The organism is uncultured Phascolarctobacterium sp., assembly GCF_934190775.1.
Taxonomy (GTDB): Bacteria; Bacillota; Negativicutes; order Acidaminococcales; family Acidaminococcaceae; genus Phascolarctobacterium_A.
Window position 1 is genome coordinate 1 of record NZ_CAKPTG010000004.1, and the last position, 17,476, is coordinate 17,476.

Consider the following 17,476-nt stretch of genomic DNA (forward strand, 5'->3'; position numbering starts at 1 on the left):
ATGTTACCTGCAGTTTTGGAAGAACATACTTTAAGTTTACTTGAAGAGGAGAGAAAAGTCAAGGGAGGAGAGAGGAGGTTACTGTTCCTTTCTTCCTAAAAGTTTGTTCCTCGAATAGACAATTTTTGACAGTCGCTTATGGTATAATAAACAGTATAGAGATTTTATCAAGATTACTTGAAGCATTAGAGAAGCAAAAGAAGGAGATTGTTATGGCAAAGTTGATTTATGTACCTCTCGGCTGCAGCCTGCGACCGCAGCTGGCAGAGGAGCTTTCGCAACAATCGTTGGGCGAGGGCGTACTGGTGCTGCCTAACCGCCTGCTGATGGACGAGGTGTGCCGCAATTACCCTAATGTTGAAACCATGGGCATGGACACCTTGGCCAGCAAGCTGATGAATATCAACGGCGGTACTGATTACAAGGAATTGAGCCGCCGCAGCCAGGAGCTGATTGTGCAGGATATTATTGACTACATGATGGAAAACAAGCAGCTTACCGGTATGAAAACGCATAAGCAATTGGAATATTTTGGCTCGTTGGCGCACAAAACCGGCTTTGTGAAGGCCATGACCTCACTTGTAAGCCAGCTTTCGCGTTGTGGTGCGACTAAGGAGGATATCTATGGCCAAATGCAAAAATCCTTTGAAGAAGATGAGCTGAAGGGCAAGGATTTGGGCGTTTGCAATTTTTACTTGCTTTACCGTCAATATCTGGAAGATAACAAATGGTATGACCTGGAGGGCAAGTACCGTCTGGCGGTGGAGAAGCTTAAAAAGCAGGATTGCAAAATCCCCTGGAAGCATATTTATATCAGCGATTTCTTCAGCCTGGACCAGGTGCAGGTAAACTTTCTGCAGGCTTTGGCAAAGCATGTAGATGACCTGGTAATCAGCATGAGCTACGAAGGACGCAGGGTAAGCATTGACGAAAAGGCGAAGTATGAGTCGATTACCAAATTTATGCGCGCGAGCACGAATACAGTTAACTCTCTCAAAATTTTGGGCGCGACGGTTGAAAGCATCGCGGCTGAAGAGCTGCAGCAGGCTCCTGCAGCAGCTGCCATGCAGCAGCTGCGTCGCCTGGGGCATGCGCCCGCGCCGGTGCCGCTGGCAGGCGTGGAAAGCTACTGCTTTGCTTCCGACGAGCAGGAGATGCGTTGGGTGCTGAAGCGCATTAAACACCAGCTTGCGCAGAAGCAATGTGCTGCCAATCGCATAGTTGTGGCTGTGCGTGATTTTTCCTTATACAGCGGCCTGCGCCAGCTGGCAGATGAATACGGTGTGCCGGTGAGCCTGCCGCAGACAACAGCGCTGGTGTCGCAGCCATTGGCTGTTATGCTGCGCCTGCTGCTTACTGCTGCAGGCAGGGGACGTGAGGCTGCAGTGGCTTATCTGGAGCTGCTGGACTGCGAGCTTTTGCGTTTATTCTTTGACGTAGATGTGGAGGCGGCAAGCAGCCTGCGCTCCCAAACGTATTTTAAAACACGTCAGCAGGCTATGCAGAAGGCGCATGAGCTGTTAGGAGATGCAACGGCGCTGTGGCAGCAGCTTGATGCTTTTATCGAAAACACGCAGGCGGAGGCCAGCATCAGCGATTATGCCGAACAGCTGACGCAGCTTGTGCAATCGCTGCCGCTGGAGGAACGCCTTGGCAGCCTGCATAAGCAGGGTGTGCCTATTGCTTCGCTGCTTGCCTGCCTACGCAGTAAGGACGCTGTGCTGAAGGCTGTGCAGCAGCTGGTGCATGATTACGATGTTGCGCACAATCTTACCTATAAGCTGACGCTGAGCCAGTGGAACAGCCTGCTGCAGGAGGCCTTGGGACAGGTGCAGCTTACGCTGCGCTTCGGTCGCAGGGACGGCGTGCTGTTTACCGAGGTAGGCAACGTGCAGGGATTGAGCTTTGACAGTGTTTATATTATGGGCCTGCGCGAGGGCGAATTTCCGCAGGCTAAAAACGAAAACTGGATTTATAACGATACAGAACGTAAGCAGCTGGCAGATGCAGGCTATGACTTGCCAACAGTTGGCTCCTCCTTTGATGAGGACGCGTACTTCTTCGCTCAGGCTGTGTGTGCAGCGCAAAGGGAGCTTATCCTTACCTGGCATGAGGAGGTAGGCGAAAGCCTGGCCAGCAGCTATTTGGACGAAATCTGGAAGCTGTTCCTGCAGCCTGGAAGCGATGAAAAGCGCGTGGACAAGGATTATGTGAAGGCGCAGACACCGCCGGATTTTGGCATTGCTTCAGCTGAAGAGGCCTACAGCGACAAGCGCTTCGCTGCTGCTGACCTGCCGAAAATCGAGCAGCTCAGCGGCCAGCAGGCTCCTACGGCAGAGCTGCAGCAGGCTGCTCAAGCAGATACCTTGCGTAAAGCACAGCAGGCTGAATATAACGGTGATTTGCAGAACGTTTTGCCGACAGCTATGCTGCAGAAAAAAATCGGCAGCCGCTTCAGTGCGAGCAGGCTGGAGATTTATGCTGCCTGTCCCTTCCGCTTTTTGGCAGAGAAGGTGTGGCTGGCGCAGGCAGCGGAGGCGGCAGATGATTTGCTGCAGCCGCGTGATGCCGGTGATATCCTGCACCAGACGCTGAAAAGCTTTGTCGAGCCATATATTGGCAGCAAAATTATTGACGAAACCATAGAAGACCTGACAGAGGAGCTGGAGGCTGTCTTTGAGGATGTCTGCACCGCTGCACGTAATGATAACAGCAGTGCTATTGCTTCCGTCAATGAGGATATCTGGCAGGTAGAAAAGCAGCGCCTGTGGCGTATGCTCGTGCGCTGGCTGCGCTTTGAATATGCTGACCAGCAGCGCTGGGGCGGCTTTACGCCGTATGCTGTGGAATGGGACTTCAGCTCCAAAAACGGCAAGCCCTTGTATTTGTCGCTCAGTGACGGCAGTGAGGCTTCGCTTATCGGCCGCATTGACAGGATCGACAGCGATGGTGAGCATGCCTTTATTACGGACTATAAAAGCGGCAGCGCTCCCAGCAGTAAGGCGATGGCGCAAGGTCTTGATCTGCAGCTGCCGGTGTATCTGCTGGCGGCAGCTTTGGCTAAGGAGCAGCTTGCAGTCAGCGGCGGCTGCTATTATTCACTGAAGGAGGGCAAGCGCAAAAGTGCCTTTTTGCTGGAAAGCGTGGGCAACAGCGACTTGCCGTATAAAAAGCCGAAGAATGCCGAAGCACTGACCTGGGATAGCTTTAAGCAGGAAAAGGAGCAGCTGCTGAAGGATTATATAGAAAGAATTTATGCAGGCGATTTTGCGTTGGCTGGCTGCAAGCGCTGCGATATATATTGCCCGCTGCATGATATTTGCCGTGTACAGCTTATGAGCGGCACTAATGAACAGGGAGGCGAGAGCGATGAGTAAGAATCCTACACCGGAACAGGAGTTGGCAATCAACAGCATAAAAAGTAATGTTTCGCTGCTCGCCGGTGCCGGCAGCGGCAAAACCTATGTGCTGATGAAACGCTTTGTGCAAATCCTGCGCTCGGATTTAAGTGTTAACCCTACGAACATTGTGGCAATTACCTTTACACGTAAGGCTGCTGCCGAAATCAAGGGGCGTGTACGTCAGGCTGTCAGTGAATGCGTGGAGCAGGCGCAGACAGATTTGGAAAGAATGCGTTGGCAGGAGCACCTGCAAAAGGTGGAAAGTGCGCCAATCAGTACTATTCATGGTTTGTGCAGCCGCATTTTGAAGGATAACCCGGTAGAAACGCAGCTTGATCCTGATTTTACGATTCTGGAGGATTTTGAGGCGCAGGACTTTTTCCTGGAAACGCTGCAGCAGTTTTTGCGCAAAAATATCAAGGAAGATGAGGCAGTGCGCCGTCTGGTACAAACCTACGGCGTAACGAGCTTTGTGAATCAGGTTACGTCGCTGGGGGACAAGCTTTCGGAGCTGGTGCAGGACAAGGACCTGGCATTGCCTTATATCAAGGCTAAGGAACAGCTGCCGGGTTTGCAGCAAAAGCTGTTTGCCGCTGTGCGTGAGGTAATCGAAGCACGCGAGGCTTTGGGACAAAAGACGAAGGGACGCCAGACCTTGACGGAGGCAGCAGGCCATTTGGCTGAGCTGGAGCAGCAGATTCTGGCACCGGAGCCGGACTGCTCTCTGCTGGATGCATTGGGAATTGCTAAGGTCAGCGGCAAAGCGTTGGCGGCGGAGCTGGATAATTTAAAAAGTCTGCGGCAGGAACTGAACAATGTGATTTTGAACGCCAAGGGCTGTGCTTTAGTGCAGGACTGGCTTACTGTGCTGCAAAAATTTTACGCTTGCCTGAGCGCGCGTAAGCAGGAAAATAATGTGCTTTTCAGTGATGATTTGGATTTGCTGGCTATTGAGTACCTGCAGAAGAATGAGGAGCTGCGCAAAAAGTATCAGGAGCGCTATAAATATATCATGGTAGACGAATTCCAGGACACCAATGAACGTCAGCGACAGCTGATATATTTGCTGTGTGGCAACAAGCTTGACGGTACAAATAATTTGTTTATTGTCGGTGACGTGAAGCAGTCTATCTATCGCTTCCGTCATGCTGATGTCAGCGTCTTTACCAAGGTGAAGGAGGACATTGCACAAAATGCAGGCCAGAACCTGGGCATGAAGACTAATTTCCGCAGCACGCAGAGCATCGTGGAGACCTGTAATACAGCTTTTTGTCAGCTGATGGATTTGCCTGAGGAGGAAATCCGTCTGGAGCATCACGAGGGTGCAAACACCGGTGGGGCCAAGGTTTGTCTGTTGCAGGTGCCGTATAAATCTAAGGACGACGACCTGGGCAATAAAGAGGATAAATGGCAGAAGGAGGCAGAGGCAATCGCCGCCTATCTGCAGCAGGAGCTGCCCAAGGTAGAGCCGCAGCTCAGGCCGGGAGCCAGCAAGGCTATTTTGCTGCGTGCAATGACGCATTGCGAAATTTTGCGGCAGACGCTGCAAGGCTACGGCATTAATTGCGTAGTAGTCAAGGGCAAGGGCTTTTATGAGCAGCAGGAGGTACTGGATATTCTGAATCTGCTGGCTGCGCTGCACAACCGTTACGCAAGTCTGGAGCTGGCAGGTGCCTTGCGCTCCAATTATTTCGGTTTGGACGACGCAACACTGACGCAGCTTTTCTGGCAGACGGGCAAGGACAGACAGCTGTGGGACGTTTTGCAGGCTGTAGGCAGTGGCGAGCTGGAGATTAAACTAGAGCCGGAGCAGCAGGCTTTGGCAGTGCAGGCTGCTGCAATCCTGGGACGTCTGCGCGAAGCGGCAGCGCTGCTGGCGCTGCCGGAGCTGTTCGCACAGCTTTGGACTGAGCTGAAGCCTGAGTTCGTCCTCTCGCAACAGGAAAACGGCCCCAGCAAGCTGGCCAACGTCAAAAAGCTGCGCCGACTGGCGCAGCAGTACTGCCAGACGAAGCAGGCTTCGCTGGCTGAATGGCTGCAGTACGTCAAGGACCTGCGTGCCAACAGCAGTAAAGAGCCTGCTGCTACCGTACAGGCTGACGATGCCTTGCAGATTATGACGATACATAATTCCAAGGGACTGGAATTCGATCTGGTAATTTTACCGCAGCTTGATAAATCAGTGAAGGGCGATACCTCCTCTATCAAATATTTGCCCGGCAAGGAAGGCGAGCAGGGACTTTTGGGCATCAAGGTACCTGATGAACAGCTGCAGCTGCAAAACAGTGGGATTTACGAGCTGGCGAAGGAACGCGACAAGGTGCTGGAAGAGGAAGAAGCCAGACGCTTGCTGTACGTTGCGATGACGCGTGCGCAAAAACAGCTTTTAATGGTTGGTACGGTGGCAAGGGAAAAGCTGCCGGAGACTATTGTCAGTCTGCCGTCTGCTACAGGCTGGTGGCAGCAGCTGCAGGCAGTGCTGGAGGCAGATTGGCAAAAGCAGGCGTGCAGCTGCCAGTGGGTGCGTCTGCTGTGCGCCGATGATTTGCAACCAGCTGTTGCGCAGCAGAGCGAGCAAGAGCAGCTGGTGCTGGAGCCGTTGGCCTTGGCACCGCTGCCTGCTTACGCGGCCTGCGGCCGTACCTGCTTTACGGCAAGTGCGCTGCAGACGTATCTGCATTGCCAGCGCCAGTACTACTACCAGCAGGTTCTGGCGTTGCCTGAGCTGGAGCAGACAGTTGCTGACGAGCAGGCGCGTGAGCTGCCTGCGAGTGTAACCGGCAGTATTGTGCATAGAGCGCTGGAGCTGTATAATGGCTATAATGCGGAGGCTGTTTTTGCCATTGCGTTGCAGGAAAATGCTCCCGGCGCAGTTGGCGGCTGGGCGAAGCAGCTGTTTACCAATTATATTGCCAGCGATTTGTATAAAGCGCTGCCCAAAAAGCAGAAGCGTGAATTAGCCTTCGTGCAGCCGCTGCAGCAGGAGCTGGCGACTGAGGGCGTAATTGATTTGCTGGCCTTTGACGAAAATGATAAGATGATAATAGTGGACTATAAAACAGGTACGCCGCCGGAGCCTGATGAGGTGAAGCTTGGCTATGCTTATCAGCTGGCGCTCTATAAGGACGCAGCGGAAAAGCTGTACCACGGTAAAAGAGTTGTGCGCGCCGAGCTGCACTTCCTGCAGAACATGAGCGTCTGGCAGCTGCCGTTTGATAAGTCGTACCTGCAGGAGGCAGTGGAGCTGTGCGAGGAAATCAGCGGCAAGGGCGAGGAGGAAGACTTCACCTGCAGCTGTAACGCAGGCTGTGCTTACTGTCACTATGCATATCTGTGTCCGCAAAATAATAAAGAATAGGTGATGTAATGGAGATTTTTGCTAAATTGGAAAGCTGGGATTATCTGGCGGCGGCTATGCTGCTGTTTTCTGCCTGGCTGCTGTTAGGCGGTATCGGCTGTCTGCAGAAGAGCGATCCGGAGCGCGTTGATGTGAAAAAGCTGCGCATCCGTGCCTGCGGTGGCCTGGTTGCGGGCGCCTTGTATCTGGCCTGCCGTTATCTGCAAATGTAATATTGCCGGCAGCTAAACTTGCGCGTGGCTTTCATTAAGGTATATAATATGCTTATATCCGAAACTATTACGAGGTGACCTAGATGATAAACAAAACAAGATTAATTGATGAATTTATAGAGCTGGTAAGCGTTCCCTGCCCCAGCAAGGACGAAAAGCAGGAAGCAGAGCTGATTATGGCGAAGCTGCGCGAGCTTGGCCTGGAGCCTGAGATGGACAAGGCGCACGAAAAAACCGGCGGTACCTGCGGCAATGTGTGGGCCTATGTGAAGGGCACCGTGCCGAATGCTCCTACGCTGCTGTTTGAAGCGCACATGGATTCCGTAGCACCGACAACAGGCACTAAGGTTGTCCGCAAGGACGGCGTGCTGTACAGCGACGGCACCACAACTTTGGGCGGTGACGACAAGGTTGGTGTTGCTGCGATGCTGGAGGCGGTGCGCGCACTGAAGGAGGACGGCGTAGCTCACGGCGACGTGCAGCTGTGCTTCACCGTCAGCGAGGAAATTGGCTGCCTGGGCGTAGTCAACATGGACCAGAGCTGGATTAAGGCTGATTATGGCTATTGCATGGATATTGGCGGCGCACCGGGTGAAATTACCTACGCTGCACCGAAGCTGTACGATATTTACGTAACCGTCAAGGGCAAGGCCGCCCATGCAGGCATTGCTCCGGAAGAAGGCGTCAATGCGATTATGCTGGCAGCGGATGCTCTGTCCAAGCTGCCTGCTTACGGCCGTCTGGACAGCGAAACTACCTTTAACATCGGCATGTTCAATGCAGGCGTCGGCACCAACATCGTTTGCCCAGAGGCTAAATTCGTCATTGATATGCGCTCTCTGAACGTACCGCGTCTGGAAGCGTTGAAGGATTCCACCATCGCTTTGATTAAAGAGGCTGTTGAAGCCGGTGGCGGTCAGGTTGAATTCGACGTAGTGGAAGGCTGTCCTGCTGTGGAGCTGAACAAGGACCACGAATGCATTAAGCTGGCAGCACGCGCTGCGGAAACACTGGGCTTCCCGGTAGAGCTGAAAACCACCGGCGGCTGCAGCGACGGCAACTATCTTTGCGGTTACGGCCTGCCCTGTGGCCTTTTGGCAACCGGCATGAGCAATGTACATACTACCGCGGAATATCTGAAGGAAGAGGACCTGTACAACACTGCACGCTGGACCTACGAAATTATTAAAGAGGCAGCGAAGTAAATCATAGTGTTCACGTATAGTTTTCTTGACTGGAAGAAAATTTGACGCTATAATAAAAATAACTTCATAATGTAACCTTTGGGGCAGGGTGCAATTCCCGATCGGCGGTAAAGTCCGCTAGCGCAACAGCGCATGAACCGGTGTGATTCCGGTACCGACAGTATAGTCTGGATGATAAAAGGTGGCAAAACTGTATTTTTTACCGCATATGGGCTCCTTAGGTCTTTATGCGGTTTTTTATATTACTGGAAGGTGATATTTTGGCAAGAATGACAGATGAAGCATATATGCAGCGAGCCCTGGAGCTGGCGCTGCAGGCAGAGGGCAACACCAGTCCCAACCCGATGGTTGGCTGTGTGATTGTGGATGATGACGGCAATATTGTGGGCGAGGGCTATCACCATAAGGCCGGCGAACCGCATGCGGAGGTCAATGCCTTGGCTGAAGCCAAACAGATGGCTCAGGGGGCAACGGCCTATGTAACGCTGGAGCCCTGCGCACATTACGGTCGCACCGGTCCCTGCTGCGTAGCTTTGGCACGTGCTGGCATCGGCAAGGTTGTTGTGGCCTGCCTTGATCCTAATCCCAAGGTTGCAGGTCAGGGTTTGGAATATCTGCGCCTGCAGGGTATAGAGGTTGTTACCGGCGTGTGCGAAAAGGAGGCTCAGCGATTAAATGAGCGCTTCTTTACCTGGATTACCAAAAAGCGTCCGTTTATCACTTTAAAATACGCTATGACATTGGATGGCAAGATTGCGACGGCAACGGGCGACAGCAAATGGATTACTGGCGAGGAGGCACGCACCTTCGCACATCGCCTGCGCAAGCAGCATGACGCTGTGCTTGTCGGCATCGGCACAGTGCTGGAGGATGACCCGGAGCTGACCACCCGTCTGGTGCGCGGTAAGAATCCGGTGCGTGTAGTGCTCGACAGCAGCCTGAAGATTTCGCTGATGGCGACAGTTTTAAATCCGTTGGCGGATACGATTATCTTTACCGGTCTGGATTCAGATATCGTTAAGGCGGAAGCGCTGGCTGCTCTACCTAACGTAGAGGTGGTACGTCTACCGTTGGCTGACGGCGTGCTGCCTGTGGCGCAGGTAGTACAGGCTTTGGCCGAGCGCGGTATTACCAGCCTGTTGGTAGAAGGCGGCAGTGCAATTCATGGTGCCTTCTTCGATGCAGGCCTGGCTGACAGAGTGTGCGCCTTTGTAGCGCCCAAGCTGATCGGTGGCGCTGCTGCTCTGCCGCCGGTAGGCGGCGCAGGCAGCAGCCTGGTAGAAACCGGCTGGCAGCTTGATGAGGTCGAGGTTGAAAAAATGGGCAGTGATGTACTGATAACAGGTCTGGTGCCGGAGCTGGATAAGCAGGAGCTGCTGAGGGGGGCAGAATAATGTTTACAGGATTGGTAGCTGAACTGGGAACAGTGCAGAAGCTGGCGCAGCAGGGTGAATCATATCACCTGACAGTGGCGGCGGCGAAGGTACTGCAGAATTTGAAAATCGGTGACAGCGTTGCCGTAAACGGCGCCTGCCTGACGGTAGTAAGCATGGATGATTCCGCTTTTACCGCCGACGTGATGCCGGAAACAGTGCGCCTGACCAATATCGGCAGCCTGCATGCCGGCGACAGGGTGAACCTGGAGCGCACGCTGCGCCTGTGCGACGGTCTTGACGGTCACATCGTCAGCGGACATGTGGAAGGCTTAGGCGTGATTGCCAGCCGTAGGCCTGAGGGCATTGCCATGGTGGTGACCATCAACACCCCGCCGGAGCTTTTGAAGTATATCATCAAAAAGGGCAGCATTGCGATTGATGGTATCAGCCTGACGGTAACGCAGGTTACAGAAAGCAGCTTTTCCGTATCGCTGATTCCGCATACCGCCAAGGAAACAACGCTTGGCTTTAAGGATGTGGGCGACAGCGTAAATCTGGAAACGGATATTATCGGCAAATATGTAGAGCAAATGTTAAAATTTAACCCCAAGCAGACTCAGGAGCCTGCTTTAAATAAAAATATGCTGTTGGAAAATGGGTTTATCTGAGCAGCAACAAAGAGGTAGAAAATGGAAAAGTTTAAGTATAATACAATTGATGAAGCCATCGCTGCGATTAAAGCAGGTCAGATGGTACTGGTAACCGATGACGAGGACCGCGAAAACGAAGGCGACCTGATTATGGCAGCCGAGCTGTGCACTCCCGAGGCTATTAACTTTATGGCTAAGGAAGCACGCGGACTTATTTGCATGCCGGCAGACAGCGAGGTTATGGACAAGCTGCAGTTCGGCGCTATGGTAACGCACAACACCGACAATCACGAAACAGCCTTCTCTGTTTCTATTGACCATGTTGACACCACCACCGGTATTTCCGCTTACGAGCGCGCTTATACCATAAAAAAATGCGCTGAGCCCGGTGCACAGCCAAACGACTTCCGCCGTCCGGGCCACGTTTTCCCGCTGCGCGCACGCAAGGGCGGTGTACTGGTGCGTACCGGTCACACCGAAACTACTGTTGATTTGTGCAAGCTGGCAGGTCTGCAGCCTGTAGGCATCTGCTGCGAGATTATGAATGACGACGGCCATATGGCGCGTACTCCGGATTTAATCGAGTTCGCCAAAAAGCATAAGCTTGTTTTCATCACTGTTGCCGAGCTTGTTGCTTATCGTAAGGCACATGAAAAAATGGTGCACCGTGCTGCTGAGGCTGCACTGCCGACTAAATACGGCAATTTCCGCATTATTGCTTATGAAAACGATTTGGATAACCTTTGCCATGTTGCTATTGTCAAGGGTGATGTTGCCGGCAAAAAGGACGTGCTGGTGCGCGTACACAGCGAGTGCCTGACCGGTGATGCCTTCGGCAGCCTGCGCTGCGACTGCGGCGATCAGCTGGCAACCGCTTTGAAGATGATTGAAAAGGAAGGCTGCGGCGCTGTTGTTTACATGCGTCAGGAGGGCCGTGGTATTGGCTTGGCCAACAAAATCCGTGCTTACGCACTGCAGGATCAGGGCCTTGATACCGTTGAGGCTAACGTGCGTCTGGGCTTTGCTCCCGACCTGCGCGACTATGGCATGGGCGCACAAATTCTGGCTGACCTCGGACTCACCAGCATCCGCCTGATTACCAATAACCCCGCAAAACGCATCGGCCTCTCCGGCTACGGCATCACCATTACCGACCGCGTGCCCATCATCATGGAGCCTAACAAATACAACGAACATTATCTCGACGTTAAAGAAGAGAAAATGGGCCACAAGCTGCACGAAGGCTGTGGCTGCCACTGCGGAAAATAATAAAGTATAAATTAACGTAAAACGTAAAACCATTAGGAGGAACAAACCATGAAAACATTAGAAGGAAAACTCACCGCCAAAAACATGAAAATCGCAATCGTCGTAGCCCGCTTCAACGAATTCATCACCAGCAAACTCCTCAGCGGCTGCATCGACTGCCTGATCCGCCACGAAGCAGCTGACGAAGACCTCACCGTAGCCTGGGTACCGGGCGCCTTCGAAATCCCCATGGCAGCAAAAAAACTCGCAGAAAGCGGCAAATACGACGCAGTAATCTGCTTAGGCGCAGTAATCCGCGGCGCAACCCCGCATTTCGACTATGTATGCGCTGAAGCCTCCAAAGGCATTGCTCAGGTAAGCATGCAAACCGGCGTACCCGTAGCCTTCGGCGTACTCACCACCGAAAACATCCAGCAGGCTGTAGAACGTGCTGGCACCAAGGCCGGCAACAAGGGCGTAGACTGCGCAATGACCGCCATGGAAATGGTAAATCTCTTCAAAGAAATGTAACATTTTCACCGCTTGCCTTTTTGACTATTATGATTTATAATTGACATTGTGGAAGAGCTGATAACAGGCTGTTCCCCATGCATGAAATTTGCAAGCCCGCTAGCAGTAGTTTAGTGGGCTTGTTTTATTAAGCAAGTGAAATTTTTGCCGTAAGGCAGGATTGTGAGGCAATATTATGGAAGATGTTTTAACAAAGGCTACGGCCGATGGTGTACGTATTTATGCATTATGCACCACTAATCTGGTACAGGAGGCAGCTAAAAAGCATGGCTGCTCCCATCTGGCAAGCGCTGCTCTGGGACGTGCAATGAACGGTGCTTTGCTGCTGGCCGCAACCATGAAGGATAACGAGCGCATCAGCCTGCGCCTGAAGGGCGACGGCCCTCTGGGCGAGGTAGTAGCAGATGCCGAAGGCAGCACCGTGCGTGGTTATGTAGAAAACCCGGACGCATTTTTGCCGTTGAAAAATGGCAAGCTGGATGTCGGTGGCGGTATCGGCGAAGGCAATATTATTGTAACGCGTTATCTTCAGAATGCAGAGCCCTTCACAGGCTACTGCGAGCTGCAGGACGGCGAGATTGCCAGCGATTTGACCAAATACCTCTACGTTTCCGAACAGACTCCTACAAGCGTTGCTTTGGGCGTACTCGTTGACAAGGACGGCAACGTAACAGCCTCCGGCGGCTTCTTTATTCAGGCTATGCCGGGCTGCACAGACGAGGTGTTGGAAAAACTGGAAAACAACGTTAACCTGACGCCGTATGTAACTCAATTGTTGGAAATTGGCTATACTCCGCAAAAGATGATTGAAATTCTTGGCCGCGGTCTGGACGTTGATATTAAAGAAACAATTCCCCTGAGCTTCAAATGCCGCTGCAGTCGTGAGCGCATTCTGGCAGCTCTGGGAAGCCTTGATATGAAATCCCTGGAGGAGCTGGCGCAGGATAAAACAACAGAAGCTCACTGCGAATTCTGCAACAGCACCTATGAATATACTCAGGATGAAATCAAGCACCTGCTGGAAGAAAAGGAAAAGCAGGCACAGATGGAAGCTACTAAACAGAATATTAAATAACAAAACTTCTCTTGACAAACGAAACTTTTGTTTGTATAATAAAGGCAGTGAATCGATGAATTTTAAATTTATATATTAGGAGGCAAGCAAATGGACGCAGATAAAAAGAAAGCTTTAGACATGGCGATGCACCAGATTGAAAAGGATTTTGGCAAGGGCAGCATTATGATGCTGGGCGAAGCAAGTGCCAAGATGAATATTGAGGTTATCCCTACAGGTGCTTTATCCTTAGATATTGCTCTTGGTGTCGGTGGTATTCCGCGTGGACGTGTTATTGAGATTTACGGTCCTGAATCTTCCGGTAAAACTACCGTTGCATTGCATATGATTGCTGAAGCTCAGAAAATGGGCGGCTATGCAGCTTTTATTGATGCGGAGCATGCGCTTGATCCGGAATATGCCCGTCATCTTGGTGTAAATATTGATGATCTGTTGATTTCTCAGCCGGATAATGGTGAGCAGGCATTGGAAATTGCTGACGCACTGGTACGCAGCGGCGCTATTGATATTATCGTTATTGACTCTGTTGCTGCTTTGGTTCCGCGTGCAGAAATTGAAGGCGAGATGGGTGATTCACACGTTGGTCTGCAGGCACGTCTGATGAGCCAGGCTCTGCGTAAGCTGACAGGTCTGATTTCCAAATCCAAATGTGCTACTATTTTCATCAACCAGATTCGTGAAAAGGTCGGCGTTATGTTCGGTAATCCGGAAACCACTACCGGTGGCCGTGCGTTGAAATTCTACTCTACTGTCCGCATGGATGTACGTCGTATTGATACGCTGAAAAACGGTAACGATGTAATTGGCAGCCGTACCCGTGTCAAGGTTGTCAAGAACAAGGTAGCACCGCCATTCAGACAGGCAGAGTTTGATATCATGTATGGCAAGGGTATTTCCCATGAGGGCTGCCTTGTTGATCTTGGTGCAGATCTTGATATTATCAACAAGAGCGGTGCCTGGTATTCCTATGGCGATATCCGTTTAGGTCAGGGCAAGGAAAAGGTTAAAGACTATTTGCGCGAAAATCCGGAAATTGCCAACGAAATTGAAGCAAAAATCCGCGCCGTGACGATTGCCAAGAGCGATAATAAGGAAGTAGCTGAGGAGCCGTTGCAGGATGTGGAGTCGATCTTTAAGGAATAAAAAAAAGGAAGAAGGCTTTACCAGCGCGCAGCAGGTTTATGACTGCGCGCTGGATTTATTGTCTTATCGTGACTACAGCCATAAGGACATGCTGGAGCGTTTGCAGCGCAAGGGTGCCACTAAGGCGCAGGCGCTGGAGGCAGTGGCCAAGCTGGAGGACTATGGTCTGCTTAACGAGGAGCGTTATGCCCTAAGAGTGTACGAGGCATGGTTGGCCAAGCGCTACTATGGCAGGCAGCATCTGCAGCTGGAGCTGAGCAAGCGTGGCATACGCGCAGACGTGGCTGCAGAAATCATGGAACGCTTTACGCCTGACGTTGAAGAGCAGCAGGCAGAGAACGCGGCACAGCTTTTTATGCAGCGTAACCAGCGTAAATTAACAGAGGAAGCAGACTACAAAAAAATATATGCGGCTGCAGGACGCTTTATGGCGGCTCGCGGCTTTTCATCAAGATATATGCACATTATATTGGGTAAATTACATTTTTCAGACAATATGTAGCGGTTAAACTTGACAATTTTGTTAAATATAATCTATAATGTAGTTATCCAATCGTGTTAATATCAACGATTTTCACGAGGCGACGCGTAAAGCGGTTGCCTTATTTTTTGCCCTATTTCAGAATAGATAATACATAATTTATTATAGATTCAACGGAATAAGGACATCTATAGCAGACGCAAACAGGCGCCTGCTGTTACTATGCAAAAAAATCTTGGAAAAATCTACATTTAGGAGGTGAGGACGATTTTAGAAATTATCGGTACAGCTGTTGTAGTTGGTCTGGCCGGCGGTGCGGTAGGTTATCTGGTTCGCAAAAATGTTGCTGAAGGTAAAATTGCTACTGCAGAAGAGCAGGCTATCCGTATTGTACAGGATGCGGAGCAGACCGGCGAAGCAAAACGCAAAGAAATCATGATGGAGGCTAAAGAAGAAATCCATCGTCTGCGTTCCGATATGGAGCGTGAAAATAAAGACAGACGTAATGACCTGCAGCGTCAGGAGCGTCGTCTGTTGCAAAAAGAAGAAAATCTGGACCGTAAAATCGAATCCTTCGAACGCAAAGAAGAAAAGCTGGCTTCTAAGGAACAGCGTCTGAACGCTGCTCAGGAGAAGGCTGATGCTATGTTGGAAAAACGTCAGGTTGAGCTGGAGCGTATTTCCGGACTGACCAGTGACGAAGCAAAGCAGGAGCTGCTGCAATCCCTCGAGGAAGAGGTTAAGCATGAATCTGCTATGATGGTTAAGGATCTGGAGCAACAGGCTAAGGATGAGGCAGACCGCAAGGCAAGAGAGATTATCTCCCTGGCAATTCAGCGTTGTGCAGCAGACCATGTAGCGGAAACCACCGTTTCCGTAGTAGGCTTGCCTAACGATGAAATGAAGGGCCGCATTATCGGTCGTGAAGGCCGTAACATCCGCACCCTGGAAACCCTTACCGGCATCGATCTGATTATCGATGATACTCCGGAGGCTGTTATTATTTCCGGCTTTGATCCGGTACGCCGCGAGGTTGCCCGTATCGCTCTGGAAAAATTGATTAATGACGGCCGTATTCATCCGTCCCGCATTGAGGAAATGGTTGAAAAGGCACAAAAAGAGGTTGAGCAGAAGATTAAGGAAGCCGGCGAACAGGCTACCTTTGCTGTCGGTGTGCATGGCCTGCACCCCGAACTGATTAAGCTGCTGGGCCGCCTGAAATATCGTACCAGCTATGGTCAGAATGTCCTGAACCATTCTGTTGAGGTTGCTAACCTGGCAGGTGTAATGGCTTCTGAGCTTGGTGTTGACGTTGTTCTGGCAAAACGTGCCGGCCTGCTGCATGATATCGGCAAGGCTATTGACCATGAAATGGAAGGCTCTCACGTTGAAATCGGCGGCGAAATTGCCAAGAAGTTCCGTGAGTCCGACTTGATTGTCAATGCTATTCTGGCGCATCATGGTGACTGCGAGCCTAAGAGTGTTGAAGCTGTTCTGGTATCTGCCGCTGACGCAGTATCTGCTGCCCGCCCGGGTGCAAGACGCGAAACTCTGGAAAGCTACCTGAAGCGCTTAACTCGATTGGAAGAAATTTCTGAGTCCTTTGAGGGCGTTGAAAAATGCTATGCCGTACAGGCTGGCCGCGAAATCCGCATTATGGTTAAGCCGGATGTTATCGATGATGCTTCCGCTGTGCTTCTGGCACGCGATATCTCCAAGAAGATTGAAGCTGAAATGGAATATCCCGGTCAGATCAAGGTTGTTATCATCCGCGAAACCCGTGCGGTTGATTACGCAAAATAACGAAATTCAAAAAAGAGCTGTTTAGGCAGCTCTTTTTTTATGCTTTGGCAGGATTATAGTGATTGCTGTCGAATATATATAATTGGAATTTTTTTGACAGGTGCGACGGCGACGGCCGACGCTGAAAAGGGAATGCCGGTGAGAATCCGGAGCAGTCCCGCTACTGTAAGTGGAGCCCAGGCAATTATGTCACTGACGCAAGTTGGGAAGGCGCTGAGGGCGATGAAGCTAAGCCAGGAGACCTGCCTGTTACGAAGCTTGGAGCCTACGGGAGATAGGCTGGCTTTGGTATGCGTAAATATAGAATTTTTGGCTGCAGCTGCATTTTGTGAATCTCCCGCAAGGGAGCTTTTTTCATTTGGACATAACGTGAAAAGCATGCAGCATATTAAAACGAAGGGAGGTAAAAATATGCCTGGGAAAATCATTATGGTTACCGGTGGAGCACGCAGCGGCAAGAGCGAATTCGCTGAACGCTATGTATTGCATTATTCTCCCAAATGCGATTACGTTGCTACGGCAGAAATCCTGGATGAGGAAATGGCGGAGCGCGTGCGTCTGCACCGTCAGCGTCGTGATGCGCGTTGGATTAATCACGAAGCGCCTTATCATGCCGAGCGCACGCTTGAAGCGCTGTCAGCGGAAACAGGAGCGGTTCTGTTTGACTGCCTGACTGTTTATATGTGTAACCTGCTTTACGGCAAGGATGCGCCGGAGGGTGAATTCCTGGAGCGCTGTCAGGTAGTATTTGATGAAATTGACAAGGTGCTGGCAGCAGCACGAAATTGCGGCAAAATCGTTGTCTTTGTTACGAATGAGGTGGGCAGCGGTATTGTGCCGGATAATCAGATGGCGCGTGAATACCGTGACCTTGCCGGCTGGGTTAACCAGCGTGTGGCAGATGCGGCTGATCATGTTTATTATTGTGTGGCAGGTCAGGCCGTAGACGTAAAAAAATTGGCTTTTAAATTTGAGGATGAAGGAGAATAACGA

13 protein-coding genes and 2 riboswitches are annotated in these 17,476 nt (G+C 51.3%); all 13 genes read left to right on the top strand.

All coding sequences use genetic code 11. The annotated features are described in order from the left end of the window. The first annotated feature begins 212 nt into the window (after positions 1-212). On the top strand, positions 213-3,377 hold the full coding sequence (locus tag Q0G26_RS02965; RefSeq protein WP_293828474.1) for a PD-(D/E)XK nuclease family protein: 3,165 nt from the start codon (positions 213-215) through the stop codon (positions 3,375-3,377). After that, positions 3,370-6,759 (top strand): UvrD-helicase domain-containing protein, encoded by a 3,390-nt coding sequence (locus Q0G26_RS02970; protein ID WP_293828476.1) that lies wholly within the window; start codon positions 3,370-3,372, stop codon positions 6,757-6,759. The genes Q0G26_RS02965 and Q0G26_RS02970 overlap by 8 nt, the downstream gene beginning before the upstream one ends. Positions 6,760-6,767: 8 nt before the next feature. Then, a complete protein-coding gene (locus Q0G26_RS02975) occupies positions 6,768-6,971 on the top strand; it encodes a hypothetical protein (RefSeq protein ID WP_293828478.1) in 204 nt (67 codons plus the stop codon). 83 nt (positions 6,972-7,054) lie between these two features. After that, positions 7,055-8,176: a M20/M25/M40 family metallo-hydrolase gene (locus Q0G26_RS02980; protein WP_293828480.1), complete on the top strand. Its 1,122-nt coding sequence runs from the start codon at positions 7,055-7,057 to the stop codon at positions 8,174-8,176. A 70-nt stretch (positions 8,177-8,246) separates the two neighbouring features. Then, positions 8,247-8,363, top strand: a riboswitch (FMN riboswitch). Positions 8,364-8,445: 82 nt separating this feature from the next. Then, positions 8,446-9,570: a bifunctional diaminohydroxyphosphoribosylaminopyrimidine deaminase/5-amino-6-(5-phosphoribosylamino)uracil reductase RibD gene (gene ribD / locus Q0G26_RS02985; RefSeq protein ID WP_293828723.1), complete on the top strand. Its 1,125-nt coding sequence runs from the start codon at positions 8,446-8,448 to the stop codon at positions 9,568-9,570. Continuing rightward, on the top strand, positions 9,570-10,220 hold the full coding sequence (locus Q0G26_RS02990; protein WP_293828482.1) for a riboflavin synthase: 651 nt from the start codon (positions 9,570-9,572) through the stop codon (positions 10,218-10,220). Before ribD ends, Q0G26_RS02990 begins: the two co-directional genes overlap by 1 nt. Positions 10,221-10,241: 21 nt before the next feature. Continuing rightward, positions 10,242-11,471, top strand: a complete 1,230-nt coding sequence (locus tag Q0G26_RS02995; protein ID WP_293828484.1) for a bifunctional 3,4-dihydroxy-2-butanone-4-phosphate synthase/GTP cyclohydrolase II — start codon at positions 10,242-10,244, stop codon at positions 11,469-11,471. 48 nt (positions 11,472-11,519) lie between these two features. Beyond that, entirely contained in the window at positions 11,520-11,981 is a 462-nt protein-coding gene (gene ribE, locus Q0G26_RS03000; protein ID WP_009145144.1) for a 6,7-dimethyl-8-ribityllumazine synthase, read from the top strand. Between the two features lie 175 nt (positions 11,982-12,156). Next, complete coding sequence (gene hslO, locus Q0G26_RS03005; protein WP_293828486.1) at positions 12,157-13,056, top strand: Hsp33 family molecular chaperone HslO; 900 nt, start codon at positions 12,157-12,159, stop codon at positions 13,054-13,056. Between the two features lie 90 nt (positions 13,057-13,146). Next, the gene (gene recA, locus Q0G26_RS03010; RefSeq protein WP_293828488.1) at positions 13,147-14,199 is read left to right on the top strand and encodes a recombinase RecA; all 1,053 of its coding nucleotides are present in this window, start codon (positions 13,147-13,149) and stop codon (positions 14,197-14,199) included. Next, positions 14,174-14,701 (top strand): regulatory protein RecX, encoded by a 528-nt coding sequence (locus Q0G26_RS03015; protein WP_293828490.1) that lies wholly within the window; start codon positions 14,174-14,176, stop codon positions 14,699-14,701. Before recA ends, Q0G26_RS03015 begins: the two co-directional genes overlap by 26 nt. A gap of 237 nt (positions 14,702-14,938) precedes the next feature. After that, on the top strand, positions 14,939-16,483 hold the full coding sequence (gene rny, locus Q0G26_RS03020) for a ribonuclease Y (protein WP_293828491.1): 1,545 nt from the start codon (positions 14,939-14,941) through the stop codon (positions 16,481-16,483). Between the two features lie 81 nt (positions 16,484-16,564). Next, a riboswitch (cobalamin riboswitch) is annotated at positions 16,565-16,748 on the top strand. A gap of 146 nt (positions 16,749-16,894) precedes the next feature. Continuing rightward, positions 16,895-17,473, top strand: coding sequence for a bifunctional adenosylcobinamide kinase/adenosylcobinamide-phosphate guanylyltransferase (gene cobU, locus Q0G26_RS03025; protein ID WP_210684739.1), 579 nt, complete (start codon positions 16,895-16,897; stop codon positions 17,471-17,473). Positions 17,474-17,476: the final 3 nt, after the last annotated feature.